The sequence below is a fragment of the Pandoraea pneumonica genome (genome assembly GCF_902459645.1).
GTDB lineage: Bacteria > Pseudomonadota > Gammaproteobacteria > Burkholderiales > Burkholderiaceae > Pandoraea > Pandoraea pneumonica.
The window spans coordinates 249679-262031 of the sequence record NZ_CABPSK010000002.1; the positions used below are offsets into that span (position 1 = coordinate 249679).

Sequence of the window (12353 nt, forward strand, 5' to 3'; positions counted from 1 at the left end):
ATCGATCGCGCAGCGTTCGCCGTAGTGCGACGCCGGCTCATGTGCGGCGCCCGAGTGAGGTGGACTGCGCCCACCGCCATCGGGTTCATTTTTTACTTCGCAACCGGCATCGTAAATTCCGCGCCCTTCGCAATGCTGTCCGGCCAGCGCTGCATCACGCTCTTGAAGCGCGTATAGAAGCGCACGCCCTCTTCGCCATACGCATGATGATCACCGAACAGCGAGCGCTTCCAGCCGCCGAACGATTGCCACGCCATCGGCACCGGAATCGGCACGTTAATGCCCACCATGCCGATCTTCACCTGACGCGAGAACGCACGCGCCACACCGCCATCGCTCGTGAAGCACGACACGCCGTTACCATACTCGTGCGCATTCACGAGCTCGATCGCAGCCGCGAGATCGGGCACACGCACCACCGCGAGCACCGGGCCAAAAATCTCTTCGCGATAAATCGTCATCTCGGTCGTGACGTTGTCGAACAGCGTGCCGCCGAGGAAGAAGCCCTTCTCGTACCCCGCCACCTGCAAACCGCGTCCATCGACGAGCAACTCGGCCCCCGCCGCCACGCCTTGCGCAATATAGTCCTCGATCTTCGCCTTGTGCGCGGCCGTGACCACCGGCCCCATTTCGGCGGCTTCGTCCGTGCCCGGCCCGATGCACAGCGCCTTCACACGCGGCACCAGCGCCTCGACGAGACGATCGGCCACCTGCCCCACCGCCACGGCCACCGAAATCGCCATACAACGTTCGCCCGCCGAACCGTACGCGGCACCGATCAACGCATCGACCGCTTGATCGAGATCGGCATCGGGCATCACCACCAGATGATTCTTCGCGCCGCCCAGCGCCTGCACGCGCTTGCCGCGGCGCGTGCCTTCCGTATAGATGCATTCGGCAATCGGCGTGGAGCCCACGAACGACAGCGCTTCCACATCGGGGTGTGCGAGCAATGCGTCCACCGCCACTTTGTCGCCTTGCACGACGTTGAACACGCCGTCAGGCAAACCGGCTTCGCGCAGCAATTCCGCCATCAACAAACTCGCCGACGGATCGCGCTCGGACGGCTTCAACACGAACGTATTACCGCAGGCCAGCGCGATGGGGAACATCCACATCGGCACCATCGCGGGGAAGTTGAACGGCGTGATGCCAGCGCACACGCCGACCGGCTGACGCAGATGCCAGTTGTCGATGCCGCCGCCGATGTTGTCGCTATGCTTGCCCATCAACAGTTGCGGCGCACCACACGCATATTCGACGATCTCGATGCCGCGCGTGACTTCGCCACGGGCATCGGAAAACACCTTGCCATGCTCACGCGAGATGATCCGCGCAAGGTCGTCCTGATGCGCATCGAGCAGCGCCTTGAACTTGAACAACACACGCGCGCGCTTGAGCGGCGCCGTCTCCGACCACGCAGGCAAGGCCGCTTTTGCCGCCGCGACCGCCGCATCGACGTCGGCCTCGCTCGCCAGCGCCACGCGGGCGCTTACCGCGCCTTCGGCGGGGTTGTAGACATGGGCGAAGCGCTCGCTGCGACCGGCCACCAACTGACCGTCGATAAAGTGCTGCACGGTAGGAATATCAGCGTTGCTCATGTTCGTTTTCCCCGAATCCGGTCTCTGCGTGGAATGGCGAGACCGCCGTGTGCCGCAGTGCAGCACGACGTCGTACGCCAAAAGTGATTGCGTAGCGTACTGCCGCAGCGCCGCGCGATCCAATGAGAAAAAATGAAAAGCAATATAAGATCCGCTTATGTTGCTGCGCGCGAGGCAAGACAACGCCGGGAATCGCATACGCCGCACTCTCCCGCCACCCCGACCGCCTTGATCGCCCATCTCACGGGATCTGAATGGAACTCGCTCATCTCCGCGCCTTCGTCGCTATCGCCCATGAGGGCAACCTCACGCGGGCGGCGCAGCGTCTGCATCTGACGCAGCCGGCAGTGAGTCTGCAAGTCAAAGCGCTTCAGGAAGCGTTGCGCCTCACCCTCTTCACCCGCACGGCACAAGGGCTGGCGCTCACGCGCGACGGTCAGGCGCTGCTGCCACTCGCCGAGCGCATGCTGGCTGCGCTAGCCGATCTGCAACAAGCCGCTGGCGCCTTGCGAGAGACCGTGCGTGGCCGCCTGCGCATCGGCACCATCCTCGATCCGGAATTCACGCGGCTGGGTGCGTTTCTCAAGCGCCTTGTCGAGTCGTATCCGCAGATCGAGACGGCGCTACGGCACGGCATGTCGGGCTCGGTGCTGCAACAGATCGCGCGCGGCGAACTCGATGTCGGCTTCTATCTTGGCCGACCTGACGGCGACCGCTTTCACACCATTACGCTCACGCCGTTCTCGTATCAGGTGCTGGCCCCAGCGGGCTGGCGCGAACGCGTGGCCCGACGCGGTTGGCGAGAACTGGCTGCGCTGCCGTGGATCTGGACACCGCCCGAATCCGCCCACCACCGTCTGCTTTCGGCCATATTCGGCGCGTTGGACGTTTCACCCGTGAAAGTGGCCGAAGTCGATCAGGAGCCGTCGATGCTCGATCTCGTGAAGTCGGGCATCGGCCTGTCGCTCATGCGCGACTCGATCGCGCTGCGCGAAGCCCGCGCGCACGGGCTGGTGATTGCCGACGGCGTCGCGGTACCCACCGAACTCACGTTCGTCACACTGGCGGCGCGCCGCGACGAACCCGCCATCGCCGCCGCCTTGCAACTGGTCGCGGCGGTCTGGGCATGACAGAATACCGGCGGCTGCCGCCACGCCTCACCGGGTGTGAGAGCCGCCATAGGCCCGCCAGCGAAGCGGGCCATGCGGCCAATGCAGCCACGCCCAGGCGACTACCGGCCCCCGCAATTCATTCCCATGACATGGTTTCCCTCAGGCGGCCTGTCATGTCGAATCGTCACTGAAGTTCTACAATTCAGAGTCCGCCCCACCCATTTGCGCGGGGCAGCCTCTCTACAAGGATGTTGATCATGTCTGTGAGAATGGAACGCGATACCTTCGGCGAAATTGCAGTGCCTGCCGATCGTCTGTGGGGTGCACAAACGCAGCGCTCGCTGCAAAACTTCAAGATTTCCTCGGAAAAGATGCCGCGCGAACTCGTGCGCGCACTGGCCCGCGTGAAGCGCGCCGCCGCGGAAGTCAACAAGGACCTGGGCGTGCTCGACGCCAAGAAGGCCGACGCCATCATCAAGGCCGCCGACGAAGTCGTCGCGGGCCAGCATGACGACGAATTCCCGCTGGCCGTGTGGCAAACCGGCTCGGGCACGCAGTCGAACATGAACATGAACGAAGTGCTCGCCAACCGTGCCAGCGAATTGCTCGGCGGCGTGCGCGGCGAAGAGCGTCTCGTGCATCCGAACGACGACGTGAACAAGGGCCAGTCGTCGAACGACGTGTTCCCGACAGCCATGAGCGTGGCCGCCCTCGACGCCCTCATCAACCACCTCAAGCCCAGCGTCGGCCAACTGCGCGACACGCTCGCCGCGAAGGCCCACGCCTACGACAACATCGTCAAAATCGGCCGCACTCACCTGCAAGACGCCACGCCGCTCACGCTGGGTCAGGAAATCTCGGGCTGGGTCGCACAACTCGATCACGGTCTGAAGCACGTCGACGACGCCCTGCCCCACGTGGCTGAACTCGCCCTGGGCGGCACCGCAGTCGGCACCGGTCTGAATGCGCATCCGGAATTCGCCAAGAAAGTGGCCGACGCGCTCGCCCGCGATACGGGCTTGCCGTTCGTCACGGCGCCGAACAAGTTCGAAGCGCTCGCCGCCAACGACGCCATCGTCAACGCCCACGGCACGCTCAAGACGCTCGCCGCCAGCCTGATGAAGATTGCCAACGACGTGCGCTGGCTCGCTAGCGGCCCGCGCTGCGGCATCGGCGAATTGCAGATTCCGGAAAACGAACCGGGCAGCTCGATCATGCCGGGCAAGGTCAACCCGACCCAGTGCGAAGCGATGACCATGCTTTGTTGTCAGGTGCTGGGCAACGACGTCGCGATCAACATCGGCGGCTCGATGGGCAACTTCGAACTGAACGTGTTCAAGCCCATGCTCATTCACAACTTCCTGCAAAGCGTACGCGTGCTGGCCGACGGCTCGGTCAGCTTCAACGACAACTGCGCCATCGGCATCGAGCCGAACCGTGCGCGCATCGGCAACCTGCTCGAAGAGTCGCTGATGCTCGTGACCGCGCTCAATCCGCATATCGGCTACGACAAGGCCGCCGCAATCGCGAAGAAGGCGCACAAGGAAGGCACCACGCTCAAGGCAGCGGCGCTGGCACTGGGCCACGTCACGGCCGAACAGTTCGACGCCTGGGTGCGCCCGGAGCAAATGGTCGGTAAGCGCTAAGCGCCGCACCAACCACCCCGCCCACAGGAGACCCCGCCGCGCATGCCCATCTCGCCGTTGCCGCCACTGCACTGTCTTGTTGCATTCGACGCTGCCGTGCGGCACGCGAGCTTCACCCGCGCGGCGGCGGAACTCAATCTCACCCAAAGCGCGGTCAGCCGTCAGATCGCGCAACTCGAAGAGTTTCTCGGGCGCACGCTTTTCACGCGCGAACATCGCACCCTGCGCCTCACGGTCGCGGGCCAGCGCTACGCCGAACAGATTCAACGCCTGCTCAACGAGTGCGCCGAGGCCACCGCCGACCTCATGAAGCGACGCGGCGACCTTGAACTCACCGTCGCGTGCTCGTCGGGCGTCGCCGTGTTGTGGATGACCCCGCAACTCATGCGCTTTCGCGCCGACCACCCCGATGTGAAGATTCGCGTGATCGTCAAAGATGGCATCACGTCGCTCTCAGCGTCTGAATTCGATCTCGGCGTCTACTACGTGCGCAACGATCTGCCGCCGGATTTCGCGGGACGGCGGCTCTTCGACGAAGAAGTCTTCCCCGTCTGCGCCCCCGCCTATCTCGACGGCCGCACCCTCAAACCGGCCGATCTCGTGAACGAAACGCTGCTGTTCATCGAAGACGGTCAGCGCAAATGGATGTCGTGGCCCGACTGGTTCGAATTGCAAGGCGTGAGTGCGCCTAAATCGCCGCGCATGGTCAGCGCCAATTACTACCCGCTACTCGTGCAAATGGCCATCGAAGGCGGCGGCATCGTGATGGGCTGGCGTCATATGATCGATCCGTGTCTCGAGGCCGGTTTGCTCGTCAAAGCCTGCGATTCTCACGCGAGTCTCGGCGGCGGCTACTACCTCGTGTGGCCTGCCGATCGCCATGAGCATGCCGCAGCGCGAATTTTCCGCAATTGGATCTACTCGCAAATTCGTTTGCCATCATAGGTTTACGGCGGCTTTGAGAAAGTTGCTATGCGCTACACGCATGGCAACATGCGGAATTATCGTTTCTCCTGTCATTTTGTCTGTCCTATGTTGTGGTCCATCCGCACATGTCCGCGCCGTATGGCGGGCATGATCCGACAAAAAAGCAGGCGTATTACCGGTATGACGTGATTTCTCGCACGCGACGGACGCCACCCATCCTCCGGGAGACCCAGATGCAGGCGACCTACGCAGTGCCTCAAGACAACCTGGACCGCCAACGCCGTCACGCCATTGTGGCGACGGTGATCGGCAACGGTCTGGAATGGTTCGACTTCACTGTTTATAGCTTTTTCGCGGCGATTATCGCCAAGCAGTTCTTCCCCACGGGCGACGACCTCTCGTCGTTCCTGCTGGCGGTGGCCACCTTCGGCGTGGGCTTCTTCATGCGTCCGGTCGGCGGCATCGTCCTCGGCGTGTACTCCGACCGCGTGGGCCGCAAAGCCGCGCTCTCGCTCACCATCTTGTTGATGGCGGCAGGCACCGCGATGATCGGCCTCGCGCCGACCTACGACCAGATCGGTCTGGCAGCGCCCGTGATCATCGTGCTCGCTCGCTTGCTGCAAGGCTTCTCGGCCGGTGGCGAAATGGGCGGTGCGACGGCCTTCCTGACGGAATACGCCCCGCCCAATCAGCGCGCGTATTACTCGGCATGGATTCAATCGAGCATCGGCTTTGCCGTGCTGCTCGGTGCCGCCGTGGGCACGTTCGTGACGACCGAACTCGACAAGGCATCGCTCGAATCGTGGGGCTGGCGTGTGCCGTTCATCGTGGGGATGTTGATCGGCCCGGTCGGCTTCTACATCCGTAGCAAGATCGACGAGACGCCGACGTTCCAACACGCAGAGAAGTCGAATACGCCGCTGCGCGACGTGTTCTCGAAGTACCCGCGCGAAACGCTCGCGAGCTTCTCGATGGTCGTGTTGTGGACGATTTGCACCTACGTGCTGCTGTTCTACATGCCGACGTATGCCCAGCGCGTGCTGAAGCTGCCCGCGTCGGATGGTTTCACCGCAGGTATGGTCGGTGGCGCGATGATTTTGGTGTTCGCACCGGTCGTGGGACGTCTGGCAGACCGCTTCGGCCGCCGTCCGTTCCTGTCGGGCTCCGCACTGCTGATTCTGCTGCTCGCATGGCCGATGTTCACGTACCTGAACGTGGCGCCGGGCCTGCAATCGCTGCTCACGTTCCAGATCGTGTTCGGCCTGCTCATCGCCTGCTACACGGGCCCGATTCTCGCGGCGTTCTCGGAGTTGTTCCCGGCACAGGTGCTCTCGACCGGCCTGTCGGTGGCGTACAACTTCGCCGTGACGATCTTCGGCGGTTTCGCCGCGCTCATCATCACGTGGCTGATCGCCCGCACGGGCAGCAACATGGCCCCGGCGATCTACGTGATCATCGCGGCGGCCATCAGCCTCGTCGGTACGCGCTTCGTGAAGCCGCTGCCTAAGGTGGCTAACTCGACGACCAAGGCGTAAGCGTTCTGCATCAAAGGCGCGTCCTCAAGGGCGCGCCTTTTTGCTTTTCCCGTTTCGCAACATCGCTACATCGCGGTAACTCTGCATTTCTGCACCACCACTCAAACAACGTCCAAGGAACTCCCCCATGTCCGTTACCCTGCTTCGCGGCGGCAATGTGCTCGACGCTGCCGCCGGCCGCTTGCTCGCGCGCCACGACGTCGCCATCGAGGGCAACCGCATCACCGCCGTCTCGGCCACGCCGCTCGACATCGCGGGTGCGACCGTCATCGATGTGACCGGCAAGACCGTCATGCCCGGCATGATCGATTGCCACGTGCACGTGCTCGCCTCCCATCCGAACCTCGGCACCAACGCGAGTCAGCCCAATGTGCTGACGGTGCTCAAGTCGCTGCCGATCATGCAAAGCATGCTCAACCGAGGCTTCACGACCGTGCGTGACGCCGGCGGTGCCGATTGGGCATTGCAACAGGCGATCGAGCAAGGCGTGATTCCGGGGCCGCGCATTTTCCCGTCGGGCAAGGCGCTCTCGCAAACCGGCGGACACGGCGATTTCCGTCCGCGCAGCGATGTACTCGAGCCGTGCTCGTGCGCGTTCCGTGCAGGCGCGATCGGGCGCGTGGTCGACGGTGTCGATCCCATCCGTCTGGCCGTGCGTGAAGAGATTCAGAAGGGCGCGACGCAGATCAAGTTGATGGCATCGGGCGGTGTCGCCTCGCCGGTCGATCCGATTGCGAACACGCAATATTCAGAAGACGAAATTCGCGCCGCAGTTGCTGAGGCGGAAGCGGCGCAAACGTATGTGATGGCCCACGCGTACACGCCGAAGGCCATTGCCCGTGCGGTGCGATGCGGTGTGCGCACGATCGAACACGGCAACCTGTGCGATGCCGAGACGGCCAAGTTGATGGCGGAGAAAGGCGCGTATGTCGTGCCGACGCTGGTGACCTACGATGCGCTCGCCAAAGACGGCGCGTCGCTGGGCTTGCCGCCGGAGTCGGTCGCGAAGGTGGAGAGCGTGCAACGCGCGGGCCGCGAGTCGCTGTCGATCTATCGCGATGCTGGCGTGAAGATGGGCTTCGGCTCCGACTTGCTGGGCGACATGCACAAGTACCAGTCGGACGAGCTGACGATACGCGCCGATGTGCTGGGCGCTGCCGATACGCTGCGTTCCGCCACCGTCATCGGTGCCGAGATTCTGAACCGTGTGGGTGAGCTGGGCGTCATCGCCCCGGGCGCGCTCGCCGACGTGCTCGTCATCGACGGCAACCCGCTGGAAGCCATCGACGTGTTGACCGGTCAGGGCGAAGGCATTCAGTGGGTGTTCAAGGACGGTAAGGTCGCAAAGCAGCCGCATTAATCGGTATTACGAACGCAGCAACAAAAAACGCCGTGACGCGCACAACGTCACGGCGTTTTTCATGTTGGTGAAATTAGCGCCACAGCATCCAAGCGAAGGCCGTAATCACCATCACGCAGATCAGGTTGATGAAGAAGCCCGCTTGCACCATACGGCGCTGAGGCACCTGTCCTGTGCCGAACACGATCGCGTTGGGCGGGGTCGCCACGGGCAGCATGAAGGCACACGATGCGCCGATGCCGATCACCATGGTGAGCAGCGCTTCGGGAAACCCCAGCGACACCGAGATCGTGGCGAAAATCGGCACCAGAATCGCCGCACTGGCCGTGTTGCTCGTGAGCTCAGTCAGAAAGACGATGAACGCCGCAGTGATGAGCAGAACCGCCAGCGTGTGACTCATCGAGAAGACACTCGATACGCCATGCGCCATCACCTCACTTGCCCCCGAATTGCGCAGCACCACGCTCAACGTCAGCCCGCCGCCAAAGAGCAGCAACACGCCCCAGTCGGTGTGCTCCTGAATTTGCTTCCAACTGGCCACGCCGGTCATGCCGATCAGCACGGCAGCAGACAACGCGATGAGCGTATCCAATTGCTTCACGCCACCGAGCCATGCACTCAGTTGTTGACTAAAGATCCAACTCAACACGGTGCCGCCGAAGATCACGACCGCCACCACGCGTTGCTGCGTCCAGACCATCGGCTCCGTTTCGATCTGAATTTTCTGATCGAGTCGCGGGCGCAACACCACATAGGTCGTCATCACCATCAGCGGCAACAGTACGGCGACTAACGGCACACCGAATTTCGCCCACGTCAGAAAATCGATGCCGAGATGCGTTGCCACCATCGCGTTGGGCACGCTGCCGACGATGGTGCCCAAGCCGCCGATATTCGCGCTATAGGCAATGCCTAGCAGCAGGAAGGTCACGGTGTTGCGATCGGAGCGCGTGTCGAGTTGCGCAAGAATGCCGAGCGCGAGCGGCAACATCATCGACGTGGTCGACGTGTTGTTCACCCACATCGACATGAGCGCCGTGGCACCGAACAGCATCCACGCGGCGCGACTCATGCGGCCACCGGCGAGATGCAGCAGCCGGTTCGCGAGAAAGCGGTCGAGTCCTTGCACGCGTAGCGCTGTCGCCAGCGCAAATCCGCCAAAGAACAGAAACACGATGGGATGCGCGAACGACTGAAGTGCTGCGGGAGTTTCCAAAATGCCGAGCAGCACGGCGAGCACAGGCACCATCAGCGCCGTCATCGTGAGATGCACGGCTTCGGAGAGCCACAACACGGCGACAAAGGCCGCGAGCGCGAGCCCTCGGTTGGTTTTGTCCTCGAATGGCAGCACGAGAATCATCGTCACCATCATCAAGGCGCTGGCGGCCAGCACCCACATATCCCGCGTGGACAGCGCCCAGGCCTGCCCCACTTTTTCAGCAATCTGGTTCATCTCCTGTTCCCTCGTTCGATGTTGTCATCTTCATCAGCGGCACCCGTACCGCATCGGGGGGTGATCGGGTGCCGGGATTAGATGCCAAATTGTCGAAGTAGCGCCAAGGAAAAGGCCCAAATATGGGGTTTCCGGTCGGTTCGCGGGGAACTTGAGATGTCCACTTGGTGAAACATGAATAGGGAAACCGAAAGCGCGTCGCATCGAACGGCAGAAGAATGACCTCCGCTACGTCAGGTAGCGCAGGTACATGACGAAGCATTTCCTTTTCCTGATACCGCGCACATCAGAGGAAGCCCACTCAACATGCTGCCCCAATATGCCTTTGCCTCTCCTTGGCGATATCGAAACTCCGGTAATTACGCTGTCTCTCCCTTCAATGCGGCAAAGCCCGATACCGAGATTCAACCAACCAAGATCGCCGAAGGTCGATCACGACTGGAACTTCAGCATGACATCGTCGCAAGACTTGACGCATTAAAAAACGTCGCGTGGCAGACGGGAGATAAGCCCTTCGAGTTGCTCCCCACAGCACAGATCGATGCGGCTATCGAGAGTCTTGACGCAGCGATGAAGAAGGTGGACGCGACGGTGTGGGACGCAACCCGGGTTCCAGGGTTTCACCGCAATCCGCTGCACTTTTTCCGTCATTACGCGCGCAAGCAGAGCGGCATGTGCGACGTGGAGAAAATGTCGAAGTCGGCACGAAAGCTTCACGAAAGTTTGCAGCATCTCGACAGCGCACTCCACGGCCTGCTCAAGTCGACCTCAGCCTTGTGCGCCAGCGAACCGAGTGCCGAAGACAGTCTCAAGCAAGCGAGTGTGCTGCGAGATGTCCGCACGCATCTCGATGAGGCTCGGCAATGTCTGCCTAAATCAAAGAATCGGTTCAACGTGAAAGCGACGTTGATCGCGCTGTTTACAGTTCTCTCGACCGTCTGCGCGATTTGTGCGATTGCGATACCCGGTGGCGTCATCCCCGCGCTGGGAGCGCTTGGCGTCTTGTGCATTGTCGCGAGCGGGATCAACACCATCCTCAACCAGCGCTTCTATCAACGCGATGCCGGGTGGGACAAATTCTCAACCACCATAGACAAGTTCCACGACCTAACCATCAACCAACTGGAGCAAAGCATGCACGCGATGAACACCTATCACATGCGCAAGGGCATCGAAGATCTCAAGGCCATGGGGGAAAACCGCGACCGCCGCATTGAAAATCTCACAAAAATGGTGGGAAACACCGACCGTCGCGTTGAAACGCTCGCACAAACGGTGAGCAACATCGCGAATGACGTCTCCGCAATTCGAACTGAATTCAGCGCCGAAATGGCGTCGCTCCGAGCCACGATGCAAGACATGCGGCGCGACTTCGAAGCCGCACGCGTAGTGAAGGCATGACCGCTGGCTGTGCCAACAAAAAAGGGCAGCCCCTTTGGGCTGCCCTTCTCTACATCTGACGCGTTTGCGCAGGGTTACTTCTTCCAACCCGGCGTCACAAACACCGAGCGAACATCTTCCAGCGTTTGCGAAACGGTTTCGCGGGCGCGTTCCGTGCCAGCACGCAGCATGTCCCACACGTAGTCCGGGTTCTTCGCGTACTCTTCGCGGCGCTCGCGCATCGGGCGCAGCAGCTCTTGCAGACGATCTTCCAGACGCGCCTTCACCTTCGAGTCGCCCAGACCGCCACGCACGTAGTGGTCCTTCATGGCTTGCAGGCCTTCCTTGTCTTCGTCGAACGCGTCGAGATACGCGAACGCGACGTTGCCTTCCAGGTGGCCCGGGTCTTCCACGCGCAAGTGCAGCGGATCGGTATAGCAGTTCTTCACCGCCTTGCGAATCTCATCCGGCGTGGACGAAATGTTGATCACGTTGCCGAGCGACTTGCTCATCTTCGCCTTGCCGTCGATCCCCGGCAGACGCCCGATCGGCGGCACGAGTGCTTTCGTTTCGACCAGAATCTCGCGATCGGCCAGCCGGTTCAGGCGACGCACGATTTCGTTCGTCTGCTCGATCATCGGCAGTTGGTCTTCGCCCACCGGCACGAGCGTGGCGCGGAACGCCGTGATGTCGGCGGCCTGGCTCACCGGGTACGTGAGAAAGCCTGCCGGAATATCGCGTTCGAAGTTGCGCAGGCCGATTTCCGTCTTCACGGTCGGGTTGCGCTCGAGGCGAGCCACCGTGACGAGGTTCAGGTAGTAGAACGTGAGTTCGGTGAGTTCGGGCAGCCACGTTTGCACGCAGATGGTGGTCACGCTCGGATCGATGCCGACGGCCAGATAGTCGAGCGCCACTTCCGAGACGTTGCGGTGCACCTTGCCGCGATCGTCCGTGTTATCGGTGAGCGCCTGCGCGTCGGCCACGAGCACGAATTGCTTGTATTCATGCTGATAGGCGACGCGGTTCTTCAGACTGCCGACGTAGTGACCCAGATGCAGCGGGCCGGTCGGGCGGTCACCCGTAAGAATGACCTTGCGGTCCGCAGGCGACTTCGAAACACTCATTTTTCTCTCCATAATCAACTGCTTATCCAACCGCTTAGGCGGGCGGACGCCCAGTGCCGAGCCGCTGTCGCGAGCCCGTCCGGCGCCGAGTCCACCCACTCGCGAAAACCGTAACTCCCGAATGGTAGCGCGTTGGCCGAATGCCGGTATGGAAACGCCTGCGAGGGCGGGTGAATTTGGGCAGTGATACACCGGTACATGGACGGGCGCGCCGC

At 62.0% G+C, this 12353-nt stretch carries 9 protein-coding genes; 6 read left to right on the forward strand and 3 right to left on the reverse strand.

Going from position 1 to position 12353, the window contains the following annotated elements; genetic code table 11:
- Positions 1–92 precede the first annotated feature (92 nt).
- Entirely contained in the window at positions 93–1601 is a 1509-nt protein-coding gene (locus PPN31114_RS10245) for a CoA-acylating methylmalonate-semialdehyde dehydrogenase (protein ID WP_174987895.1), read from the reverse strand.
- A 254-nt stretch (positions 1602–1855) separates the two neighbouring features.
- Between PPN31114_RS10245 and PPN31114_RS10250 the strand changes: the two genes are divergently transcribed.
- The 5 genes from PPN31114_RS10250 to PPN31114_RS10270 all read left to right on the forward strand — a co-directional run bounded on the left by PPN31114_RS10250 (position 1856) and on the right by PPN31114_RS10270 (position 8181).
- Positions 1856–2731, forward strand: a complete 876-nt coding sequence (locus PPN31114_RS10250) for a LysR family transcriptional regulator (RefSeq protein ID WP_150679424.1) — start codon at positions 1856–1858, stop codon at positions 2729–2731.
- A 239-nt stretch (positions 2732–2970) separates the two neighbouring features.
- The gene (gene fumC / locus PPN31114_RS10255) at positions 2971–4359 is read left to right on the forward strand and encodes a class II fumarate hydratase (RefSeq protein ID WP_370865862.1); all 1389 of its coding nucleotides are present in this window, start codon (positions 2971–2973) and stop codon (positions 4357–4359) included.
- Positions 4360–4401: 42 nt separating this feature from the next.
- Entirely contained in the window at positions 4402–5304 is a 903-nt protein-coding gene (locus PPN31114_RS10260) for a LysR substrate-binding domain-containing protein (RefSeq protein WP_150679425.1), read from the forward strand.
- A 215-nt stretch (positions 5305–5519) separates the two neighbouring features.
- On the forward strand, positions 5520–6821 hold the full coding sequence (locus PPN31114_RS10265; protein ID WP_150679426.1) for an MFS transporter: 1302 nt from the start codon (positions 5520–5522) through the stop codon (positions 6819–6821).
- Positions 6822–6948: 127 nt separating this feature from the next.
- Entirely contained in the window at positions 6949–8181 is a 1233-nt protein-coding gene (locus tag PPN31114_RS10270; protein ID WP_150679427.1) for a metal-dependent hydrolase family protein, read from the forward strand.
- 73 nt (positions 8182–8254) lie between these two features.
- On the opposite strand, the gene PPN31114_RS10275 is transcribed toward PPN31114_RS10270, so the two are convergent.
- The gene (locus tag PPN31114_RS10275; RefSeq protein ID WP_150679428.1) at positions 8255–9634 is read right to left on the reverse strand and encodes a DASS family sodium-coupled anion symporter; all 1380 of its coding nucleotides are present in this window, start codon (positions 9632–9634) and stop codon (positions 8255–8257) included.
- A 306-nt stretch (positions 9635–9940) separates the two neighbouring features.
- On the opposite strand from PPN31114_RS10275, the gene PPN31114_RS10280 reads away from it, so the two are divergent.
- Positions 9941–11035, forward strand: a complete 1095-nt coding sequence (locus tag PPN31114_RS10280; protein ID WP_150679429.1) for a hypothetical protein — start codon at positions 9941–9943, stop codon at positions 11033–11035.
- Positions 11036–11109: 74 nt separating this feature from the next.
- Here PPN31114_RS10280 and trpS read toward each other — a convergent pair whose 3' ends face one another.
- Entirely contained in the window at positions 11110–12138 is a 1029-nt protein-coding gene (gene trpS / locus PPN31114_RS10285) for a tryptophan--tRNA ligase (RefSeq protein ID WP_150679430.1), read from the reverse strand.
- Between the last annotated feature and the right edge of the window lie 215 nt (positions 12139–12353).